Origin of the sequence: Streptomyces sp. NPDC051310 (assembly GCF_044455245.1) — a bacterium.
In the GTDB taxonomy this organism is placed as follows: Bacteria; Actinomycetota; Actinomycetes; order Streptomycetales; family Streptomycetaceae; genus Streptomyces.
The window spans coordinates 58797-80531 of the sequence record NZ_JBITEO010000009.1; the positions used below are offsets into that span (position 1 = coordinate 58797).

Annotated in this window: 21 protein-coding genes; 2 read left to right on the forward strand and 19 right to left on the reverse strand. The window is 70.8% G+C overall.

The features are described from left to right. Positions 1–10 precede the first annotated feature (10 nt). The 11 genes from ACIA79_RS15165 to ACIA79_RS15215 all read right to left on the reverse strand — a co-directional run bounded on the left by ACIA79_RS15165 (position 11) and on the right by ACIA79_RS15215 (position 11301). Positions 11–2836 (reverse strand): DEAD/DEAH box helicase, encoded by a 2826-nt coding sequence (locus ACIA79_RS15165; RefSeq protein WP_399428700.1) that lies wholly within the window; start codon positions 2834–2836, stop codon positions 11–13. A 103-nt stretch (positions 2837–2939) separates the two neighbouring features. Next, positions 2940–3842 carry a twin-arginine translocase subunit TatC gene (tatC, locus tag ACIA79_RS15170; RefSeq protein ID WP_399428880.1) on the reverse strand — a complete coding sequence of 301 codons (903 nt, stop codon included), beginning with the start codon at positions 3840–3842 and terminating at the stop codon, positions 2940–2942. Positions 3843–3938: 96 nt separating this feature from the next. After that, entirely contained in the window at positions 3939–4217 is a 279-nt protein-coding gene (gene tatA, locus ACIA79_RS15175) for a Sec-independent protein translocase subunit TatA (RefSeq protein WP_031075385.1), read from the reverse strand. Positions 4218–4430: 213 nt separating this feature from the next. Continuing rightward, the gene (locus tag ACIA79_RS15180) at positions 4431–4628 is read right to left on the reverse strand and encodes a hypothetical protein (protein WP_399428701.1); all 198 of its coding nucleotides are present in this window, start codon (positions 4626–4628) and stop codon (positions 4431–4433) included. Positions 4629–4647: 19 nt separating this feature from the next. Further along, complete coding sequence (locus tag ACIA79_RS15185; protein WP_399428702.1) at positions 4648–4896, reverse strand: hypothetical protein; 249 nt, start codon at positions 4894–4896, stop codon at positions 4648–4650. Positions 4897–4975: 79 nt separating this feature from the next. Continuing rightward, the gene (locus tag ACIA79_RS15190; RefSeq protein WP_399428703.1) at positions 4976–5944 is read right to left on the reverse strand and encodes a helix-turn-helix transcriptional regulator; all 969 of its coding nucleotides are present in this window, start codon (positions 5942–5944) and stop codon (positions 4976–4978) included. Positions 5945–5960: 16 nt separating this feature from the next. Next, on the reverse strand, positions 5961–6917 hold the full coding sequence (locus ACIA79_RS15195) for a helix-turn-helix transcriptional regulator (RefSeq protein WP_399428704.1): 957 nt from the start codon (positions 6915–6917) through the stop codon (positions 5961–5963). A 177-nt stretch (positions 6918–7094) separates the two neighbouring features. After that, positions 7095–7469: an FKBP-type peptidyl-prolyl cis-trans isomerase gene (locus ACIA79_RS15200; RefSeq protein ID WP_399428705.1), complete on the reverse strand. Its 375-nt coding sequence runs from the start codon at positions 7467–7469 to the stop codon at positions 7095–7097. A 41-nt stretch (positions 7470–7510) separates the two neighbouring features. After that, entirely contained in the window at positions 7511–8521 is a 1011-nt protein-coding gene (locus tag ACIA79_RS15205; RefSeq protein WP_399428706.1) for an FKBP-type peptidyl-prolyl cis-trans isomerase, read from the reverse strand. Between the two features lie 128 nt (positions 8522–8649). Further along, the gene (gene pafA / locus ACIA79_RS15210) at positions 8650–10011 is read right to left on the reverse strand and encodes a Pup--protein ligase (RefSeq protein WP_031075399.1); all 1362 of its coding nucleotides are present in this window, start codon (positions 10009–10011) and stop codon (positions 8650–8652) included. 9 nt (positions 10012–10020) lie between these two features. Next, positions 10021–11301, reverse strand: coding sequence for an MFS transporter (locus ACIA79_RS15215; protein ID WP_399428707.1), 1281 nt, complete (start codon positions 11299–11301; stop codon positions 10021–10023). Positions 11302–11434: 133 nt separating this feature from the next. On the opposite strand from ACIA79_RS15215, the gene ACIA79_RS15220 reads away from it, so the two are divergent. Next, a complete protein-coding gene (locus tag ACIA79_RS15220) occupies positions 11435–12460 on the forward strand; it encodes a LacI family DNA-binding transcriptional regulator (RefSeq protein WP_399428708.1) in 1026 nt (341 codons plus the stop codon). Between the two features lie 99 nt (positions 12461–12559). Here ACIA79_RS15220 and prcA read toward each other — a convergent pair whose 3' ends face one another. The 5 genes from prcA to arc all read right to left on the reverse strand — a co-directional run bounded on the left by prcA (position 12560) and on the right by arc (position 18295). After that, positions 12560–13312 carry a proteasome subunit alpha gene (gene prcA, locus ACIA79_RS15225; RefSeq protein ID WP_399428709.1) on the reverse strand — a complete coding sequence of 251 codons (753 nt, stop codon included), beginning with the start codon at positions 13310–13312 and terminating at the stop codon, positions 12560–12562. Between the two features lie 34 nt (positions 13313–13346). Next, complete coding sequence (gene prcB / locus ACIA79_RS15230; protein WP_399428710.1) at positions 13347–14192, reverse strand: proteasome subunit beta; 846 nt, start codon at positions 14190–14192, stop codon at positions 13347–13349. A 161-nt stretch (positions 14193–14353) separates the two neighbouring features. Continuing rightward, positions 14354–14572: a ubiquitin-like protein Pup gene (locus ACIA79_RS15235; protein WP_016325855.1), complete on the reverse strand. Its 219-nt coding sequence runs from the start codon at positions 14570–14572 to the stop codon at positions 14354–14356. A 177-nt stretch (positions 14573–14749) separates the two neighbouring features. Beyond that, positions 14750–16261: a depupylase/deamidase Dop gene (dop, locus tag ACIA79_RS15240; protein ID WP_399428711.1), complete on the reverse strand. Its 1512-nt coding sequence runs from the start codon at positions 16259–16261 to the stop codon at positions 14750–14752. A 267-nt stretch (positions 16262–16528) separates the two neighbouring features. Next, complete coding sequence (gene arc / locus ACIA79_RS15245; protein ID WP_031075408.1) at positions 16529–18295, reverse strand: proteasome ATPase; 1767 nt, start codon at positions 18293–18295, stop codon at positions 16529–16531. 244 nt (positions 18296–18539) lie between these two features. Here arc and ACIA79_RS15250 point away from each other — a divergent pair, with 244 nt between their 5' ends. Next, the gene (locus ACIA79_RS15250) at positions 18540–18851 is read left to right on the forward strand and encodes a ferredoxin (protein ID WP_399428712.1); all 312 of its coding nucleotides are present in this window, start codon (positions 18540–18542) and stop codon (positions 18849–18851) included. Positions 18852–18855: 4 nt separating this feature from the next. Here ACIA79_RS15250 and ACIA79_RS15255 read toward each other — a convergent pair whose 3' ends face one another. From ACIA79_RS15255 to ACIA79_RS15265, 3 genes are all read right to left on the reverse strand, one after another. Beyond that, positions 18856–19434 carry a hypothetical protein gene (locus ACIA79_RS15255; protein ID WP_399428713.1) on the reverse strand — a complete coding sequence of 193 codons (579 nt, stop codon included), beginning with the start codon at positions 19432–19434 and terminating at the stop codon, positions 18856–18858. A 164-nt stretch (positions 19435–19598) separates the two neighbouring features. Next, positions 19599–20486, reverse strand: a complete 888-nt coding sequence (locus ACIA79_RS15260) for a tRNA (adenine-N1)-methyltransferase (protein WP_031075415.1) — start codon at positions 20484–20486, stop codon at positions 19599–19601. Positions 20487–20504: 18 nt separating this feature from the next. Next, on the reverse strand, positions 20505–21734 hold the full coding sequence (locus ACIA79_RS15265; protein WP_399428714.1) for a site-2 protease family protein: 1230 nt from the start codon (positions 21732–21734) through the stop codon (positions 20505–20507). Position 21735 lies beyond the last annotated feature (1 nt).

Here is a 21735-nt window from a genome sequence, read left to right on the forward strand (position 1 = left end):
AACGGGGGCGTCAGCCCACCGAGCTGTACGCCACCACGCCGCGCAGCAGCCCGTCGACCGCCTTGCGTGCGCTCTTGGCGACCGTGCTGTCCTCACGCGGCGCCGCCGCGGCGATCTGGCCCAGGACGTCGATGACCTGCTTGCACCACCGGACGAAGTCACCGGCGGGCATCTCGGCCTCGCGCAGCACCTCGTCCAGCCCCCGTCCGGAGGCCCACTGGTGGGCGGCCCAGGCGAAGCCGAGGTCCGGCTCGCGCTGGCCCACGCCCTCGGTCTGGTTGATCCTGAAGTCCTCCTCCAGGGCGTCCAGCCGTCCCCAGATCCGCACCATCTCGCCGAGCGCGGCCTTGGCGCGTCCCGTCGGCACCTTCGGGGCGACGGCGTCGTCGGCCTGCCGCGCCTCGTACACCAGGGCAGAGACGCACGCGGCCAGTTCGGCCGGATTGAGCCCCTCCCACACGCCTTCGCGCAGGCATTCGCTGGCCAGCAGGTCCAGTTCGCCGTACAGCCGGGCGAGCCGCTTGCCGTGCTCGGTGACCTCGTCGCCGCGGAGGTAGTCCATCTCGGTCAGCAGCGCCACGATCCGGTCGAAGGTGCGGGCGATGGTGTTCGTCCGCCCCTCGATGCGGCGCTCGAGCTGCCGGGTGTCCCGCTGCAGCCGGTGGTACCGCTCGGCCCACCGGGCGTGGTCCTCGCGCTCGTCGCACCCGTGGCAGGGGTGCGCCCGGAGAGCCGCGCGGAGCCGGGCGATCTCGCGGTCGTCGACGGCGGCGGAGCGCTGCTTGCGGTGCCGGTCCGGCACGATGTGCCCGGCCTTGGTGCGCAGCGCGGAGGCGAGGTCCCGCCGCGACTGCGGGGAGCGCGGGTTGAACGTGCGCGGGATGCGCATGCGCTCCAGCGGTTCCACCGGCACCGGGAAGTCGATCGACGCCAGCCGCTTGACCTGCCGCTCGGCTGTGAGCACGAGCGGGCGCGGCCCGTCCGCGTGCTCGAAGCCGCGGTGGCCGTTGGACCGGCCGGCGGACAGGCCCGGGTCCAGGACGAGCGCCAGGCCGGCGAACTTCCCCGTCGGGACGTGGATCACGTCGCCCGGCTTGAGCTTCTCCAGGGAGGAGGCGGCGGCCGCCCGGCGCTGCGCCGCGCCCTGCTTGGCCAGCTCGGTCTCCCGGTCCTTGAGTTCGCGGCGGAGCCGCGCGTACTCCTCGAAGTCGCCGAGGTGGCAGGTCATGCCCTCGCGGTAGCCCTCCAGGCCCTCCTCGTTGCGCTGGACCTGCCGGGAGATGCCGACGACGGACTTGTCGGCCTGGAACTGCGCGAACGAGGTCTCGAGCAGTTCGCGCGAGCGGTGCCGCCCGAACTGGTCGACGAGGTTCACGGCCATGTTGTACGACGGCTTGAAGCTGGAGCGCAGCGGGTACGTCCGGGTGCCGGCCAGGCCCGCGAGGTACTCGGGGTCCATACCGCGCTGCCACAGCACGACGGCGTGGCCCTCGACGTCGATGCCGCGCCGCCCGGCCCGCCCGGTGAGCTGGGTGTACTCGCCGGGGGTGATGTCGGCGTGCTGTTCGCCGTTCCACTTGACGAGCTTCTCCAGCACCACGGACCGCGCGGGCATGTTGATGCCCAGCGCGAGGGTCTCGGTGGCGAAGACGGCCTTCACCAGGCCGCGGACGAACAGCTCCTCGACGACCTCCTTGAAGGTCGGCAGCATGCCGGCGTGGTGCGCGGCGATGCCCCGCTCCAGGCCCTCCAGCCACTCGTAGTACCCGAGGACGTGCAGGTCCTCGGACGGGATGGACGCGGTGCGCTGCTCGACGATCTCCCGCACCCGGCGGCGCGCCTCCTCGTCGTTGAGCCGCAGCCCCGCGTACAGGCACTGCTGTACGGCGGACTCGCAGCCGGCCCGGCTGAAGATGAAGGTGATGGCGGGCAGGAGTCCCTCGGCGTCGAGGCGCTCGATCACCTCGGGCCGCCCGGGCGTCCAGATCCGCGAGCGCTGGCGGCGCTCGCGCTCCCGGTCGGCCTCGCTCATCCGGCCGCGCCGGCGGTCACGGCCGTTGAACGGTCGTGAGTTCTCCATGCGGGCGAGGCGGACGAGGTCGGGGTTGACCTCGCGCCGGCCGGCGCCGCGGCCGCCGTGGTCGGTCTCCTCCTCGAAGAGGTCGTACATCCGGCGGCCGGCCAGGACGTGCTGCCACAGCGGCACGGGACGGCTCTCGGAGACGATCACCTCCGTGTCGCCGCGGACGGTGTCCAGCCAGTCGCCGAACTCCTCGGCATTGGACACGGTCGCGGAGAGCGACACCAGGGTCACCGACTCGGGGAGGTGGATGATGACTTCCTCCCACACCGCGCCGCGGAACCGGTCGGATAGGTAGTGCACCTCGTCCATCACCACGTAGCCGAGGCCGCGCAGCGACTGGGAGCCGGCGTACAGCATGTTCCGCAGGACCTCGGTGGTCATCACGACCACCGGCGCCTCGGAATTGACGCTGTTGTCGCCGGTGAGCAGGCCGACCTTGTCGGCTCCGTAGCGTTTGACCAGGTCGGCGTACTTCTGGTTGGACAGCGCCTTGATGGGCGTGGTGTAGAAGCACTTGCGCCCCTGCTCCAGGGCCAGGTGCACGGCGAACTCGCCGACGATGGTCTTCCCGGAGCCGGTGGGCGCCGCGACGAGTACGCCCTTGCCCGCCTCAAGGGCCCGGCATGCCTCGATCTGGAAGGGGTCCAGTTCGAACTCGTACAGGTCTCGGAAGGGCGCGAACGCGGTGGCCTGCTCGGCGGCGCGGCGCCGGGCGGCCGCGTACGCCTCCGCGGGTGTGAGGTCCTCTGTCATCGTGTTATCGAGCCTACCCGTCGGCACTGACAGTCAGCTCGATCTTTAATCCGCCTTGCACAACGGTGCGTACGGCGACCCGGTGACCACCGGGCGTCACCGGTCAGGTGATGTCGTCGTAGCCGTTCAGCCGCTGCGGGCGGGTGCCGGAGTCGCCGCCGGCCTGCTCGGGGAGGGCGGCCCGGGTGGACGTCAGGGCCTCCACCTCGCCGATGGGGGCGGGCGTGAGGTCGACCGCGGACGCCTCGTCGTCGTCCAGCTCGGCGTCGGGGTTCTTGCGCCGCCTGCGCCGGTCGTTGAGCAGGGCCACGCCGACCGCGAGGAAGTAGAGCACGATGATGGGCCCGGAGAGGGCGATCATGCCGAGCGGGTCCGTCGACGGGGTGGCGATCGCGCCGAAGACGAAAATGCCCATGACCACACCGCGCCACCAGCCGGCCATCCGCCGGCCGGTGACGACACCGGCCGCGTTGAGCATGATCAGCAGCACGGGCAGTTCGAAGGAGAAGCCGAAGATCAGGACCATCCGGACGGTGAAGTCCAGGATCTTGTCGACGTCGAGAAGGTTCGCCGCGGGGTCGGGCGTGATGCTCAGCAGCACCTTCATGCTGACCGGCATGATCAGGTACGCGACGTAGACGCCGGCCGCGAAGAGGGGCACCGCTGCGGCGGCGAAGTAGTACGTGTACTTCTTCTCGTTCCGGTGCAGACCGGGCGCGACGAAGGCCCACAGCTGGTACAGCCAGACCGGGCAGGACAGGACGATGCCCGCCATCAGGACCACCTTGACCGTGGTCGTGAACGGCGAGAGCAGGTCGTTGTAGACGATGGTGGCGCACTTGCCGCCGGTCTCCATGACGCCCTTGGGGCACCGCTCGACCGGTGACGAGAGGAAGTCCATCAGCTCCTGGCTGTAGAAAGCCGCCGCGATGGACGTGATGACGATCGCCAGCATCGCCTTCGCGAGCCGGTTGCGAAGCTCGCGCAGGTGGTCCGCGAGCGGCATGCGCCCCTCGGGATCCTTCTCCTTCTTACTGCGGGCAGGCTTGAGCAACCCACGTCCTCATCTCGTGCGGCAGGCCGCGGGCGGGCGGCCTTGGGGTCAGCGCTGGGTGGTGTCGGACGGCTCGGTGACCGGACGGGCGCTGGTGACGTCGCCGGGCGCCGCCTTGATGGTGCGCTGGGCCGGGGGCTGCTCGGCCGGCGGGTCGGCCGGGGCGGGCTGCTGACCCTCCGACTTCATCGCCTTGGCCTCGCTCTTCAGGATTCGGGCCGACTTGCCCAGCGAACGCGCCATCTCCGGGAGCTTCTTGGCACCGAAGAGGAGGACGACGACGAGGAGGATCAGGATGATCTCGGTGGGGCCGATCTGTCGGAACATAAGTGGTGTCTACCTTCTCACCGAGGCGGCATGGGGCGGGCTGTCGGCCTGGAAGCGGACGGGTGTCCGCACCGCGACCGTCAGCGATCGTAACGCGCACGGGTGAACGCCCGGCAATCCCCGTGCGTACGCCCGTTTGCGGCGGATGGTGGGAAACCGCCGCGACCAGCAGCGTACCTCCCGGCCCCGGACGGCAGGAGGCCGCCGATGCTTTCACCGCAAGGTCTGGCCCGACTTGGCCAGGTCGGTGGCCGCCCGCTCCAGTTCCTCGGCGGCGCGGTTGATGCGCTCTGTGGTACGCGTCACTTGACGGCCGAGGCGCTGGGCCTCCAGGAACACCCGGACGCCGAGGACGCCGAGGACGGCGATGCCGAGGAAGCCGAGGGCGATGGCGAGCATGGGCCAGAACATGCGCAGAGCCTAGGGGTAGTCAGACCGTGGAGTGGAGCCGCAGCGTCCGCACGCCGCCCCCGGTGAGGAGTTCGACGATGCGTTCGCCCGCGGGTTTGCGTACGGCGGAGCCGCACGCGGGGCAGGTGAAGGAGTAGAAGGTGGTGCGGCGGCTCGCGCCGATGGCGAGCCGCAGGGAGCCGGCGGCGAGCTCGAAGCGGGCCCGGCAGTGGGGGCAGGCGGCCTTGAAGAGGACCGGCGCGAGCTGCGGCGAGACAGTTCCGGACATCGCGGACATATCCCTCAATTACCTCGATTCCTCAACTCGCTGTACCCCTGCTTCCCCGGCGCTCCGAAGCACGTCCCGTTCACGGCGCGCTGTCGTACGCGGCCAGCGCCTCGGCGGCCGCCCGGCGCGCGCTGTCGGCGAGGTCCGGCGGCGTGACGATCCGCCCGTCCCGGCCGAGCCGCAGCGCCAAGCGGCGCAGGGAGGCCGGATCCGGCGTCCGCAGGCTGATGCGCAGCCCGCCGTCGGGCAGTTCCTCCGCGCTGTCGTGCGGGTAGTACTCGGCGACCCAGCGGCCGCCGGGTCCGACCTCCACGACCACTTCGGGGTCGTCGGCCGACGGCTGGACCAGCCCTTCGGAGAGGTCGCGCAGTTCTATCTCCGGCGGCGCCGACGGCTCGTCCAGGATCCGGATCTCGGCCACGCGGTCGAGCCGGAAGGTCCGCCGCGCCTCGGAGAGCCGGCACCAGGCCTCCATGTAGGTGTGGCCGACGGCGAAGAGCCGGATCGGGTCGACCTCGCGCTCGGTCAGCTCGTCGCGCGCGGGCGAGTAGTACCGCACCCAGAGCCGGCGCCGCTCCGAGATGGCCCGGTCGACCTCGGCGAAGACACCGCCCTCCGACTCGAAGGTCACCGACAGCCGGGAGCTCGCCCCCGCCGCCTCACCGGCCGCGGCCTCCAGCTTCGCGGTGGCGCGCAGCAGCGCCTCGCGGTCGCCCTCGCGCAGCCCGGGCAGGGTGGCGACGGCCCGCGCGGCGACCAGCAGCGCGGTGGCCTCGTCGGCCGCGAGCCGCAGCGGCTCGGCCGCCTCCGCCGCGAGGGCGGCCGGGTTGTGCCACCAGATCCGCTCGCCGTCGGTGTCGATGTCCAGCAGGTCCCCGCCGCGGAAGCTGGTGCCGCACATCGGCAGCACGTCGAGGTCGGAGATCAGCTCGTCCTCGGTGATCCCGAAGGCCCGGGCGACGTCGCCGACGTGGGCGCCGGGGCGCTCACGGAGGTACGTCACCAGCGAGAGCATCCGCCGGGTCTGGTCGATCGCGTTCGTGGCCATCGTTCCCACGTCCCCCTCAGCCCTTGGCCACGGCGCGCAGCCGGTCCACCACGTCGGCCCGCAGATCGGCCGGTTCCAGTACGACGACGTCCGGCCCGAACTCGACGAGCCAGGCGTCCAGTCCGTGTCCGTACGGGATCTCCAGCTCGTCCCAGCCGTTGCCCAGCTCCCGTACGGACAGGGCGCGGGCGCGCAGCGGGTAGCCGCAGTCGGTGCGCAGCCGGATCAGCGCGGAGCGGGTCGCGGTCTCCCCCGCCCACCGCTCGACGGTCTCGCGGACGGTGGAGACGTCCGGGACCGGGGCGGTGAAGGCACCGGCCCGGGAACGGACCCTGCCGGTGATCCGGGAGAGGCGGAAGACGCGCTCGGCGCCGCGCTCGCGGTCCCAGCCGGCCAGGTACCAGTGGCCGCGCCAGCACTCCAGCGTCCACGGCTCGACCTGACGGGTCTCGGGCCGGGCGGCGTTGGCCTTGCGGTACTCGAAGACGACGGGGCGGCGGTCGCGGCAGGCCAGCATGAGCGGTTCGAAGGCGGCCTCGTGGACGGGGATGCGCGGTTCGAGGGCGCTGTGCCGGTCGTCGTACGCGTCCTGCGTCTCGGGCATGCCGGCGGCGCGCAGCTTCTGCAGGGCACCGCTGGCGGCGCCGGCGAGCCGGGCCTGCTGCCACACCTTGGCGGCGAGGCCCAGGGCGGCGGCCTCCTCGGCGTCGAGCTGGATGGGCGGCAGACGGTTGGAGTCGCGGCGGGCGAGGTAGCCGGTCTCGCCGTCGAGGTTCTCCACGGTCTCGATGACCAGCCCGAGTTCGCGCAGATCGTCCTTGTCCCGCTCGAACATGCGGTTGAAGGAGTCGTCGGAACCGGCCTCCAGGTAGGCCTCGATGGAACCGCGCAACTCGCGCTTGCTCAGCGGGCGCCGGGTTCCCAGCAGGCACAGCGCCAGATTCATCAGCCGCTCGGCCTTGGCAATGGCCATCGACGCCCTGCACCTCTTCTTATGGAGTCGTAGTCGCCCGGTCAACGTACCGCCCCGGGGTGTCGCGGCAAAAGTCGCGGCGGAAGCCGAGGGCCCGTGCCGCGGCCCCGGGACGGGAGTCCGGGGTGGGCGGCACGGGCCCTCGGGAACGGCCTGTCACCGGCCGTGGGTCACCGGTCAGCCGACCGCGACGAGGTCGCAGACGAAGATCAGCGTCTCGCCCGGGGCGATGGCCGAGCCGGCACCCCGGTCGCCGTACGCCAGGTGGGCGGGGATGACCAGCTGACGGCGGCCGCCGACCTTCATGCCCTGCACGCCCTGGTCCCAGCCCGGGATGACCTGGCCGACTCCGAGCTGGAACTGCAGCGGCGTGCCGCGGTTCCAGGACGCGTCGAACTCCTCGCCGGTGGAGAAGGCCACGCCCACGTAGTGGACCTTGACGCGGTCACCGGCCTTGGCCACGGCGCCGTCGCCCTCCCAGATGTCCTTGATCTCCAGCTCGGCCGGCGGCTCGCCACCCGGGAAGTCGACCTCGGGCTTGTCGATGCTCACTGAGTGCTCCTACTTGATCGCTTGTGTGCAAGGAGACAGTCTTACATTGCGCCCAGGATGTCGACGACGAAGACCAGCGTGGAGTTCGCCGGCAGCTCCGGGCCCTTGTCCTGGTCGCCGTACGCCTGGTCCGGCGGGATGACCAGCAGGACGCGGCTGCCGACCTTCTTGCCGATGAGGCCCTTGTCCCAGCCCGGGATGACCTGGCCCTGACCGATGATCGTGTCGAACGGCTTGCCGGCGTTCCAGGAGGAGTCGAAGTTCTTCGCCGGGTCCTTGCCCTCGTTGATCTTCCAGGCGGCACCGGTGTACTGCATGAACACCCGCTGCCCGCTCTTGACCTCGGCGCCCTTGCCCTCGATGAGGACATCGCTGACGAGCTTCGCCGGCGGGTCGTTCTTGGGGATCCTGATGGTGGCCGGCGCCTCCTTCGAGGCGTCGATCTGCGGCAGGTTCGCCGGGATCTCCTTCTGCTGTCCCTCGGCCTTCTTCGGCATGATGCTCTCGATGTCGAGGACGAAGACCAGGGTGTCGGTGCCGGAGACGCCGATCTGCGGGTTGCCGGAGGGCCCGAAGGCGGCGGCGGGCGGGGCGACGACCAGGACGCGGCTGCCGACCTTCTGGCCGGTCACGGCATCGGCGAAGGCCGGGATCACGGTCGGGGAGCCGGCGGTGATGACCTGCGGGACGCCGCCCTCGTCGTAGGAGCTGCCGAGGTTCTTGTTGCCCTTCCAGATCTTGGCGGTGAAGTCGGCGACCACCAGGTCGTCCTTCTTCACCTCGGCGCCCGTGCCCGGGGTGAGGGTCTTCACGACGAACGACGTGCTCGGCTCGTCCTTGGGGACGGTGATCGTCGCCTTCTTGCCCTTGTCACCGCTGACCTGCGGCAGCGGGGAGGCCGACTCGACCGGCTTCGGCACCGGCGGCCGCGAGGGCGACTGCGTCGCGCTGGGCGACGCGGAGGCGTCGTCCTTCGGCTTCTCGTCCTCACCCCCGCAGGCCGTCAGCAGCAGGGCGGGCACGATGACCAGAGCAGCGAGTCGACGTCGCACAGTTGTCCTCGGGGGGTTGGTGGGATGTCAGTGCGGTCACTCTACGGCCCGCCCTTCCCCCGGCCCCCGTCCGGCATGCGCCGGGCCCCGCACCCGAGGGGGTGCGGGGCCCGGTGCGGCCGGCCGGGTCACATCCCGGCGATCAGCTTCTCCACCCGGTCGTCGACCGACCGGAAGGGGTCCTTGCAGAGCACGGTGCGCTGGGCCTGGTCGTTGAGCTTGAGGTGGACCCAGTCGACGGTGAAGTCCCGGCGCTGCTCCTGGGCGCGGCGGATGAAATCGCCGCGCAGCCTGGCCCGGGTGGTCTGCGGGGGCACCGACTTGCCCTCGAAGATCTTCAGGTCGTTGCAGATCCGGGCGGCCTGGCCCTTCTTCTCCAGCAGGTAGTACAGCCCGCGCCGGCGGTGGATGTCGTGGTAGGCGAGGTCTATCTGGGCGACCCTCGGGTGCGACATGGTCATGTTGTGCTTGGCGCGGTAGCGCTCGAGGAGCTTGTACTTCATGACCCAGTCGATCTCGGTGTCGATCCGGTCGAGGTCCTCCTGCTCGATGGCGTCGAGCGTGCGGCCCCACAGCTCCAGGACCTGGGCGACCGTGCCGGTGCGGATGCCGCGCCGGTCCACGAAGTCGACGGCCTTGTCGTAGTACTCCCGCTGGACCTCCAGGGCGGACGCCTCGCGCCCGCTGGCCAGGCGCACCTTGCGCTGGCCGGTGATGTCGTGGCTGACCTCGCGGATCGCCCGGATGGGGTTCTCCAGGGTGAGGTCGCGCATCACGGTGCCCGCCTCGATCATGCGCAGCACGAGGTCGGTGGCGCCGACCTTGAGCAGCATGGTCGTCTCGGACATGTTCGAGTCGCCGACGATGACGTGGAGGCGGCGGTAGCGCTCGGCGTCGGCGTGCGGTTCGTCGCGGGTGTTGATGATGGGCCGGGAGCGGGTGGTGGCGGAACTGACGCCCTCCCAGATGTGCTCGGCGCGCTGGCTGACGCAGTACACGGCGCCGCGCGGGGTCTGCAGCACCTTGCCGGCGCCGCAGATCAGTTGCCGGGTCACCAGGAAGGGAATGAGGATGTCCGCGAGCCGGGAGAACTCTCCGTGACGGGCGACGAGGTAGTTCTCGTGGCAACCGTAGGAGTTTCCCGCCGAGTCGGTGTTGTTCTTGAAGAGGTAGACGTCGCCCGCGATTCCCTCCTCGTGCAGACGGCGTTCTGCGTCGACGAGCAGACCTTCCAGAATGCGCTCGCCGGCCTTGTCGTGGGTGACCAGTTCGGTCACGTTGTCGCATTCGGGCGTTGCATATTCCGGATGCGATCCCACGTCCAGATACAGGCGGGCGCCGTTCCGCAGGAAGACGTTGCTGCTGCGGCCCCATGACACGACACGGCGGAAGAGGTAGCGCGCCACTTCGTCAGGAGACAGCCGGCGCTGTCCCCTGAACGTGCACGTGACGCCGTACTCGTTCTCCAGCCCGAAAATGCGGCGGTCCATGACTGAACATTACGCCTGATGACGTGAGCTGAAACCGGGTTCGACGGTACCGTTTCGATCATTTTCCGATACCGCCACCACGTCACCGGCGGGTTGTGCCGTACGAGGGGGAACTGCCAGTACGCGCCGGGTGGCCAGCAGGACCAGCAGGGCGGCGAATCCGGCCGCCGCGGCGACGCCGAAACCGGCGGTCGTGCCGGACAGCTCCACGGCCGGGCCGGCCGCGGCCGTTCCGGCGGCGGCGCCCACGCCGAACGTGGTCACGAGCCAGGAGAACGCCTCGGTGACCGTGCCGCGCGGGGCGTGCCGGTCGACGACGATGAACGCGCAGGCGATGGCCGGCGCCAGGAAGAGGCCGGCGACCGCGGCCAGGGCCGTCATCGGGGCGACACCGGGCGTGAGGAGCAGCGGCAGGTAGCCGAGCGCCAGCAGGCCGATGAGGAGCCGCAGCCGGCGTTCGGGGGCCCCGGCCCACTGGCGGGCGCCGTAGAGGCCGCCGCCGATCAGCGCGCCGAGGCCGAGGGCGGCCATCAGCCAGCCGTAGACGGACTCCCGGCCGTGGTCGTCGGCGTAGGCGACCCCGGCCACGGTGATGGACCCCATGGCCAGGCCCACGAAGAAGAAGGCGCCGAGCAGGGCGAGCAGCCCGGGCGAGCGCAGGGCGCCCAGCCAGTGCGCCTCGCGGGGCGCGGAGCGCCAGGTCCGCGAGGGCTCGGACAGGACGACGGACAGCGCGCCGAGTACCCCGAGGGCGTTGATGACGAGCAGCGCGGCGGCCGGCGACTGGAGGGCGACCAGCAGCGTCACCAGCAGCGGGCCGACGGTGAACATGATCTCCTGGGCGACCGCGTCGAGGGCGTAGGCCCGGTGGACCCGGTCCTCACCGCCGAGGACGCCGGGCCACAGCGCCCGCAGACCGCCTTCCAGCGGCGGGGTGAACAGACCCGCGACGGCCACGGCCGTGTACGCGAGCGGGAGCGCCCCGGTGCCGGCCAGGACCAGCAGCGCCATGCCGAGCGCGGAGAGGACGGCCGCGGGGAGCTGGACGCGCGGCTGGCCGTGGAGGTCCACGGCGCGGCCGAGGAGGGGCTGCCCGACGGCGTTGGCCAGGCCGTACACGGCGGCGAGGGCTCCCGCGAGGCTGTAGCTGCCGCCTTCGGCGCGGGTGAACAGCACGATCGCGATGGGAGCGGTGGCGTTGGGCAGCCGCCCCACGAGGGTGCCGGCCAGGAGCCGGACGGCGTGGGGCGCCCTGAGTATGTCGGCGTATCCGCCGGAGGCCGCGGCCATGGAGTACCCCTCTCCCCCGGACTGCCGGGGCGACCGGACCGAGGTTTTACGTATAACGTCTCCGTCATACGTACCATGACGGCATTCCCCGGGTCCACCTCGCGGCCCGTGATCGTCGACCGCGGAGGCGTGCGTGCACCACCCGGAGAGCCCCGGCGGGCGTCCGACCAGCCGGGACGTGGCGCGGGAGGCCGGGGTGTCGCAGGCCACCGTGTCCCTCGTCCTCGGCGACAAGTGGCGCGGGCGGGTCTCGGAGCGCACCGCCGCCCTGGTGCGCGACACCGCCGACCGGCTCGGGTACCGGCCCAACCTCGCGGCACGCCATCTGCGGCTCGGCCGTACCCGCACGGCGCTGCTGGTCGTCCCGGCCCTCACGAACGAGTTCTTCGCCCGCGTCTACACCGGCGCCGCCGCGGTCGCCGCCGAGCACGGCTTCGGCGTGGTGCTGTACCCCTCCCCCGAGGGTGTCGGCCCGGCGAGGGACCCGTTCGCCTCCGCGCGGGCCGCGCTGGACGGTGTCATCGCCTCCTCGATGGCCGCCGGCGCGCTGCGGGCGATCCGCGGGACCGACCTCCCGCTGGTGATGCTGGACAGCGACCCGGACGACCCGGACGCGGCCGCGCACGTGAACCTGGACATCCCCGACGGAATGCGCCAGGTGACGGAGCATCTGCTGGGCCTGGGCCACCGCCGCTTCCTGCACCTGTCGTCGGCCGTGGCGTCCTGGACGTTCGACGTACGGGCCCGGGCGCTGGCCTCGTGCCTGCGCGGCGTCCCCGGCGTCGAGCTGCGGACCGTGCCCGCACCGCTGGACGTGGCGGGCGCGCGGGAGGCGGCGGAGCGTGCGCTGAGCGGGCCGGGGCCCCGCCCGACGGCCGTGGTGTGCGACGACGACATCCTGGCGGCCGGCGCCTGCAAGGCGGTGCGGCGCCTGGGTCTGCGGGTCCCCGAGGACGTGTCGGTCACCGGCTTCGACGACCTGGCGCTGGCGATGGCGGTGGAGCCGGAGCTGACCACCGTGCGGCTGCCGGCGGAACGGATCGGCGAGCGCGGCATGGCGGCGCTGCTCGCGGTGCTGGGAGGCCGCCCGCCCGAGGCCGGCGACCTGCCCGTCACCCTGGTGCCCCGCGGTTCCTCGGGCCCCGCGCCCACCGCCTGAGACGCCGGTGCCCCGGACCGCACGGGCGGTCCGGGGCACCGGTGATGGCGCGGTGCGTCGGTGAAGGGCACCGGCGCAGCGGCTCTGCGGCGGCCGGGGCTACTCCTCCTCGGCCTCGTCGGACGGGGCGTCCGTCGGCGTGGAGGCCGCTCCGTCCGCCTCCAGCAGGCGGACCAGCTGGCGTCCGACGATCCGCTTGAACTTGCGCTGCTGCGGACGCGTGCGGTCCAGGACGGCCACCTCCAGCCGCTCCGCGGGGATCTCCCGCTCGCTGCCGTTGGTGTCCCGGGAGAGGGCCTGGACGGCGAGCTTCAGCGCCTCGGCGAGCGACATCCCGTCCCGGTGGCGCTGGTCGAGGAAGTTGCTGATCTGCTCGGCGTTGCCGCCGACCGCGACCGAGCCGTGCTCGTCCACGATCGAGCCGTCGTGCGGCAGCCGGTAGATCTGGTCGCCCTCCGGGGAGGTGCCCACCTCGGCGACGACCAGCTCGACCTCGTACGGCTTCTCGCCCGCGCTGGAGAAGATGGTGCCCAGCGTCTGGGCGTAGACGTTGGCGAGCCCGCGGGCCGTCACGTCGTCCCGGTCGTAGGTGTAGCCGCGCAGGTCGGCGTAGCGCACGCCGCCGATCCGCAGGTTCTCGTACTCGTTGTACTTACCGGCCGCGGCGAAGCCGATCCGGTCGTAGATCTCGCTGAACTTGTGCAGGGCGCGGGACGGGTTCTCACCGACGAAGACGATGCCGTCGGCGTACTGCATCACAACCAGGCTGCGACCGCGGGCGATGCCCTTGCGGGCGTACTCCGCACGGTCCTGCATGGCCTGTGCGGGCGAGACATAGAACGGCGTCGTCACCGGCTATCCGTCCCTTTCTTCAGTGGCGGGTTCATCAGAGCAGCGCGGCGCGCGGGCCGTCGGGCTGTTCGAGGCGGCGCTCCAGGATCGAGCGGGCGGTCTCGGAGGCCTCGGCCTCGGTGAGCCGCCGGAATCCCTCGTCCGTGATCACGGTGATGATCGGGTAGATCCGGCGCGCCACGTCCGGCCCGCCGGTGGCCGAGTCGTCGTCGGCGGCGTCGTAGAGCGCCTGCACGACCAGGGTGACCGCCTGCTGCTCCGTGAGGTCGTCGCGGAAGAGCTTCTTCATCGAGCCGCGCGCGAAGATCGAACCGGAGCCGGTGGCGGCGAAGCCGTGCTCCTCGGAGCGGCCGCCGGTCACGTCGTACGAGAAGATGCGGCCCTTCTCGCGGTCGACGTCCCAGCCGGCGAAGAGCGGGACCACGGCCAGGCCCTGCATGGCCATGCCCAGATTGCTGCGGATCATGGTCGAGAGCCGGTTCGCCTTGCCCTCCAGGGAGAGCTGCGTGCCCTCGACCTTCTCGAAGTGCTCCAGCTCCAGCTGGAAGAGCTTGACCATCTCCACGGCGAGACCGGCGGTGCCGGCGATGCCCACAGCCGAGTACTCGTCGGCCGGGAAGACCTTCTCGATGTCGCGCTGCGCGATCATGTTACCCATCGTCGCCCGCCGGTCACCGGCGAGGACGACGCCGCCGGGGAACGTGGCGGCCACGATGGTGGTGCCGTGCGGGGCCTCGATGACACCCTGCACCGGCGGCAGCGTGCGCTTGCCGGGGAGCAGCTCCGGTGAGTGGTCGGCCAGGAAGTCCATGAACGAGGACGAGCCGGGCGTCAGGAAGGCTGCCGGCAGACGCCCGGTGCTACGAGGGTTGGCTTCCACGCGATTCCTTCCGAAATGTGGCGGCGGCCCGCCGCAGCGGCGGTCGGGCCGATCATGCGTGCTGTGCACGGACCTTACCCGTGCCGTCGCCGGTCATCCGTCCCGGTGCCGCCGGGCTTCGGGCTGGGCCCCCCGGCGGCACCGGACACGGACAACGTCCTTTACTGCCCGCCCTTTTGCACGAAGGACCGGACGAAGTCCTCGGCGTTCTCCTCGAGCACGTCGTCGATCTCGTCCAGTACGGAGTCGACGTCGTCGGACAGTTTCTCCTGGCGCTCCTTGAGGTCCTCGGAAGCCTGCGCGTCCTGCGCCTGCTCCTCGACCTCCTCCGTGGAGCGCGTCGCCTTCTGCTGCCCGCCGCCGGTGTCCTTGGTCGCCATATCCCTCACCCCGCTCGGTTTGCCCGCTTGGTTCGGTCTCTCAAGATCAGACCCTACAAGGAGGGTCCGACATCGGCCCTGTGGTTTCCTCAACGTCCGGGGACCATCCCCATGATTCCCCCGGAGCCCCGGGCGAAGCTCTTTTCGAACGATCGCGTAGCGTGACCGGCCGTGGTCTCAGTGGCCGGACAGGACGCGGACCAGCTCCTCTGCCGTGCGGCAGCGGTCCAGCAGCTCCTTGACGTGGTTACGTGTACCACGCAACGGTTCCAGGGTGGGAACCCGCTGCAGCGAGTCGCGGCCCGGCAGGTCGAAGATCACGGAATCCCAGGAGGCCGCGGCGACGTCGTCCGCGTACTGCTCCAGGCACCGGCCCCGGAAATAGGCCCTGGTGTCCTCAGGAGGGCTGCTCTGGGCCCGCAGGACCGCGTCCTCGTCCAGCAGCCGCTTCATCCTCCCCCGGGCCGCCAGGCGGTTGTACAGGCCCTTGTCGGGCCGTACGTCGGCGTACTGGAGGTCCACCAGGTGCAGGCGCGCGGCGTCCCAGTCCAGGCCGTCCCGGCGGCGGTAGCCCTCCATGAGCTCCCGCTTCGCGATCCAGTCCAGCTCGCCGGAGAGGCTCATCGGATCGTTCTCGAGCCGGTTGAGGGTGTCCTCCCAGCGGGAGAGCACGTCCTTGGTCTGCTCGTCGGCGTCCGCCCCGAACCGTTCCTCCACGTACTTCCGGGCCAGCTCGAAGTACTCCATCTGCAGCTGGACAGCGGTGAGCGTCCGGCCGTTACGGAGGGTGATCAACCGCTTCAGATCCGGATCGTGCGAGACCTGGTGGAGCGTGCGGACGGGCTGGTCGACGGCGAGGTCGACGGTGACGAAACCGTCCTCGATCATGGAGAGGACCAGCGCCGTCGTGCCGAGCTTCAGGTACGTCGAGATCTCGGACAGGTTCGCGTCACCGATGATCACGTGGAGCCGGCGGTACTTCTCGGCGTCCGCGTGGGGCTCGTCGCGGGTGTTGATGATCGGCCGCTTGAGGGTGGTCTCCAGGCCGACCTCGACCTCGAAGTAGTCCGCCCGCTGGCTGATCTGGAAGCCGTGCTCGCGGCCGTCCTGGCCGATGCCGACCCGGCCGGCGCCGGTGACCACCTGCCGGGAGACGAAGAACGGCGTCAGGTGCCGCACGATGTCCGAGAAGGGGGTCTCCCGCTTCATCAGGTAGTTCTCGTGCGTGCCGTAGGAGGCGCCCTTGTTGTCGGTGTTGTTCTTGTAGAGGTGGATCGGCTGGGCCCCGGGCAGCTGGGCCGCCCGCTCGGCGGCCTCCGCCATGATCCGCTCGCCGGCCTTGTCCCACAGGACGGCGTCCCGCGGATTGGTGACCTCGGGGGCGCTGTACTCGGGGTGGGCGTGGTCCACGTAGAGCCGTGCGCCGTTCGTGAGGATCACATTGGCCAGGCCGATGTCCTCGTCGGTCAGCTGACTGGAGTCGGCGGCCTCGCGGGCGAGGTCGAAGCCGCGGGCGTCCCGCAGCGGGTTCTCCTCCTCGAAATCCCAGCGGGCGCGGCGCGCCCGGTGCATCGCCGCCGCGTACGCGTTGACGATCTGGGACGAGGTGAGCATGGCATTGGCGTTCGGGTGGCCAGGGACGGAGATGCCGTACTCCGTCTCGATGCCCATTACTCGCCGTACAGTCATGCGGCCCTCCTTGCCCGGCGGCGTTCCCCTGCGGGTACGCCGCTAAGTACCGCGGCTTCCCCGAGGCGTATGCGGTGCCCGTCCCCGCACTGCGCGACTCGGCGGTACGGAAGAGCCTAGAACGCCTCCGCGCCGGTGGGGAGATCAATTGCGTCATTGCTGCGGTGTGGTCGGAATGATGCCCCCGACCGTGGAATGCAACCGGCTGCGGATGCCCTTCCTGCCTCCGGCGAGGAAGGCCCAGGACATCCGCAGCCGGTCCGCGCCCTACAGGTACTGGCCGGTATTCGCCACCGTGTCGATGGAGCGACCGGTGTCCGCGCCCTGCTTTCCGGTGACGAGGGTGCGGATGAAGACGATCCGCTCGCCCTTCTTTCCGGAAATACGGGCCCAGTCGTCCGGGTTCGTGGTGTTCGGCAGGTCCTCGTTCTCCTTGAACTCGTCCACGCAAGCCTGGAGGAGGTGGGAGACCCGGAGGCCCTTCTGGTTGTGGTCGAGGAATGCCTTGATGGCCATCTTCTTGGCCCGGTCGACGATGTTCTGGATCATCGCGCCGGAGTTGAAGTCCTTGAAGTACAGGACTTCCTTGTCACCATTGGCGTACGTGACCTCGAGGAACCGGTTCTCCTCGGATTCCGCGTACATCTGCTCCACGACCGACTGGATCATGGCGTCGACCGCGGCTTCCTTGGAGCCGTTGTGCTCGGCCAGGTCGTCCGCGTGCAGCGGCAGCGAGGATGTCAGGTACTTGGCGAAGATGTCCTTGGCCGCCTCCGCGTCCGGACGCTCGATCTTGATCTTCACGTCGAGCCGGCCGGGCCGCAGGATGGCGGGGTCGATCATGTCCTCGCGGTTGGAGGCGCCGATGACGATGACGTTCTCCAGGCCCTCCACACCGTCGATCTCGGCGAGCAGCTGCGGGACGATGGTGTTCTCCACGTCCGAGCTGACACCTGAGCCGCGGGTGCGGAAGAGGGACTCCATCTCGTCGAAGAAGACGATGACCGGGGTGCCCTCGCTCGCCTTCTCACGAGCGCGCTGGAAGACCAGGCGGATGTGCCGCTCGGTCTCGCCCACGTACTTGTTGAGGAGCTCGGGGCCCTTGATGTTGAGGAAGTAGCTCTTCCCCGCGGGCTGGCCGGTCACCTCGGCGACCTTCTTGGCAAGGGAGTTGGCGACGGCCTTCGCGATCAGCGTCTTGCCGCAGCCGGGCGGGCCGTAGAGCAGGATGCCCTTCGGCGGCCGCAGTTCGTGCTCCTGGAAGAGGTCCGGGTAGAGGTACGGGAGCTCGACCGCGTCACGGATCAGCTCGATCTGGTTGCCCAAGCCGCCGATCTTGGTGTAGTCGACGTCCGGGACCTCCTCGAGGACGAGCTCCTCGACCTCGCTCTTCGGGATGACCTCGTAGACGTAGCCGGACCTGGGCTCCAGCAGCAGGGCGTCGCCGGGGCGGATGGTGGTGTCCAGCAGCGGCTCGGCGAGCCTCACCACCCGCTCCTCGTCGGTGTGCCCGATCACCAGGGCGCGCTCGCCGTCCTCGAGGATCTCCTTGAGGGTGACGATGTCCCCGGCGCGCTCGTACTCCATGGCCTCGACCACGTTGAGCGCCTCGTTGAGCATGACTTCCTGGCCGCGCCGGAGCTCTTCGAGCTCGACGCTGGGGCTCACGTTCACCCGGAGCTTGCGGCCCCCGGTGAAGATGTCGCACGTGCCGTCCTCGTTGGCCTGAAGGAACACACCGAAGCCCGCCGGCGGCTGCGCGAGCCGGTCGACTTCCTCCTTGAGAGCCACGATCTGGTCACGGGCCTCACGGAGCGTGTTGGCGAGCCGCTCGTTCTGCGCGGACACGCCGGCCAGATTGGTCTGCAGCTCGACGATCCGCTCCTCGAGAATCCTCGTGTGCCGCGGAGAGTCGGCGAGCTTGCGTCGCAGGACGGCGATTTCCTGCTCGAGATAGGCAACCTGGCCGGCTGGGTCCTCAGACCCCCGCCCCGGCCGGATGCCGCGGTTGATGTCGTCGTCGTGGGCTGCCACGGTCCTCACCTCCTCCAAGGGGAGCTGGACGCTTCCTGACCCTACCTGGGTGGGTGGTGATTGAAACCCCTAGATCACAAAGACTCTCGGGGTGTGTCCGATCTTCACCCTTGCGCTCTCCCTCACTGCCAGGGGGATACCCACCCATCAACATTCGAAAGCGGGCGGTTGTATGGTCGGAGTGGTCAACACCCGTCAGGGGTGGCCCGACTGAGAAGAACGACGCTCCGGAATGGCAGGCGATATGACCGCGCAGCACGAGGCTCCGACCACGGGCGCCGACGAGGCGCTGGAGGTCTGGATCGACCAGGACCTCTGCACCGGTGACGGGATCTGCGCGCAGTACGCCCCCGAGGTCTTTGAACTGGACATCGACGGCCTGGCGTATGTCAAGAGTTCCGACGACGAGCTGCTGCAGGAGAAGGGCGCCACGACGCCCGTGCCGCTGCCCCTGCTGCAGGACGTCGTCGACTCCGCCAAGGAGTGCCCGGGCGACTGCATCCACGTGCGCCGCGTTTCGGACAGCGTGGAGGTCTACGGTCCGGACGCGGAGTGACGGATCACATACCGCGCGCTTCCAGCGGCCCCGACCGCACGAACTTTCCGCCCGTCCACCGCCACTTGACCGTTTCCTCCTGATCGGGGCAGCAGCGCGGTACGTCCGCCGAGGAGTACCCCAGCAGGGTGGCGGTGACGGCTCCGTCACGGACCGCCAGATCGCGCAGGAGCAGCCGCTCGGCCGGTTCCACCAGGGTGGCCACCACACGGGGCGCGGAGCCCTCCCCCCGGGTGAGGACGTAGACGCCGCTCGGCGGGGTACCGGAACCGGCGTCGCAGTGGGCGGCCGCGACCGTCTCGGGGCGGCCGTCGCCGTCGAGGTCCCCGGACGCCTGCTTCGCCACCACGCCGGGGGCGCCCGCGCAGTCCAGCGGATACGTCACGGCGCTCGCGTCCGGGGCGGGCGCCGGGGCCGCGGGGGCGGCGGCGGTGGCGATGCCGCCCGTCTGCGAAGCCGTGGCGGCTCCCGGCTGCAGCAGCGCGGCGAGCGCGACCACCGCGGCCATCGCCGTCGCCGTGGCCAGCCAGTGCACCGGGCGGGCGTGGGTGTGCGCGAGGTCCGGGACGGCGGAGGTCTGCACGCGGAGTGTCTCCTGTGGGCTGTGCGACGGGGTGGCCAGCATCGTGCCATACGTCACAGAGGGGCGGAACCGCGGGGTCGGTAAGGCGAACGTAAAGGAGCCGCCGTCCAGTTCCCGGTGGCGGATCGGGAACTGGACGGCGGCAGGCGTGCGTTGTCGGGGCGTCAGCCCTTGTTCGGGCCCTCGTAGTCCTCGCCGTACGCGCCCTTGGCGGGACGGCGGCGGCGCATCGGGGGCTCGACGCCGTCGGCGAGGCGGCGGGCGGTGACCAGGAAGCCGGTGTGTCCGATCATCCGGTGGTCGGGCCGGACGGCCAGGCCCTCGACGTGCCAGTTGCGGATCATCGACTCCCACGGCTGCGGCTCGGCGTAGCAGCCGATCTCGCGGATCGATTCCACGGTGCGCGCGAGCTGGGTGGTCGTGGCGACGTAGCAGCAGAGGATGCCGCCGGGGACGAGCGCCTTGGACACGGCGTCGAGGCACTCCCAGGGGGCGAGCATGTCCAGGATGACCCGGTCGACGTCGGTGTCCGAGAGGTTGTCCTGGAGGTCGCCGACGGTGAGCTGCCAGGCCGGGTGCGGGCCGCCGAAGTAGCGCTCCACATTGGCCTTGGCGATCTCGGCGAAGTCCTCGCGGCGCTCGTAGGAGTGCAGCATGCCGCTGTCGCCGATGGCGCGCAGCAGGAAGCTGCTGAGCGACCCGGAGCCCACCCCCGCCTCCACGACGCGCGCGCCGGGGAAGATGTCGGCGAAGGCCAGGATCTGCCCCGCGTCCTTGGGGTAGACCACGGCGGCGCCGCGGGGCATGGACAGGACGTAGTCGGGGAGCAGGGGGCGCAGCGCGAGGTAGGCGACGTTTCCCGTGGTACGGACAACACTGCCCTCGGGAGCACCGATCAGCTCGTCGTGCGGGAAGGAACCCTTGTGGGTGTGGAAATTCTTCCCGGCCTCGAGCGTGAACGTGTAGTGGCGTCCCTTGGGGTCGGTGAGCTGGACCTGGTCCCCGACCTTGAAGGGCCCGCGACGGCGGGCGGCACCGGTCGGTTCGGACATGTGACCAGTGTATGGGGTTTACGAACCGGGCCGTGCCATGGCCTGGACGAAGGCGCGCTCCACGTCGGCCGTGGACAGGACGCCGTAGATCTCGCCGGTCTCCTCGACGACGAGGTACTCGGTGGCGGGGGTGGCCCGCAGGCGCTCCAGGAGGGCCTCGCCGGCCAGCTCGGCGGGGACCTTCATGCCCTCGGTGAGCTCCTGCGCGAGCCCGCTGACCGCGACCCAGGGGCGGCGGTGCTGGGGGACGCCGACGATGGCGGTCTCGCGGACCAGCGCGGTCGGCTCGCCCTGGCCGTCGACCACGACGAGGGCGCGGGCGCCGGCGTCGTTGGCGCGGCGCAGGGCCTCGGAGAGGGGGGTGTCGGACTCGACGGGGACCGCGCGGCGGGTCAGGGTACGGGCGCGCAGGTCGGGGAGGTGCTCGCGCAGCCGGGCCATGCGCAGGCTGTTGCCGGCGCCGGTCCAGATGATCGCGGCGAGGATGGCGGCCAGCAGGGCGTCGGTGACGGTCTCCATGCCGCTGATCCCCTCGCCGGCGGCGCCGGTGTGGGTGAGCAGCGGCAGGCCGACGAGGACGGCGACGGCCAGTGCGCGGCCCACCCAGGCGGCGGCGACGGTGCCGGTCATGGGCCTGCCGGTGACCTTCCACACGACGGCGCGGAGCATGCGGCCGCCGTCCAGGGGGAGGCCGGGCAGCAGGTTGAAGGCCGCCACGAGCAGGTTGGAGGCCATCAGGCCGCCGAGCAGGAAGCCGGGGACCGTGCCCGGTTCGACGGCGTGCATCGCGGCGTAGAAGCCTCCCGCGAGGACCAGGGAGAGCAGCGGGCCGACGAAGGCGAGGACGAACTCTCGGCCCGGTGTCTCGGATTCCTTCTCGATCTCGGAGACGCCGCCGAAGAACTGGAGCTGGATGCGCCGCACCGGCAGCTTGAAGCGGAGCGCCGCCACGGTGTGGGCCAGTTCGTGGACGAGCACGGAGGCGTAGAAGGCGACGGCGAAGAAGAGGGAGACCAGGTACCGGACGCTGCCGAGCTCGGGCAGCACGCGGTCGAGCTGGGCGCCGAACACCCAGGTGATGAGGGCGGCCACGAGGAACCAGCTGGGGGCCACGTACACGGGCACGCCGAAGATGCGGCCCATGAGGATGCCGCCGCCCGGTCCCTGCGGTTTGCCGCTGTCGGGCGTGGATCCGGCCGTGTCGGACCGGGGGCGGGGGGTCTCGCCGCTCTCGTCGTCCTTGTTCACG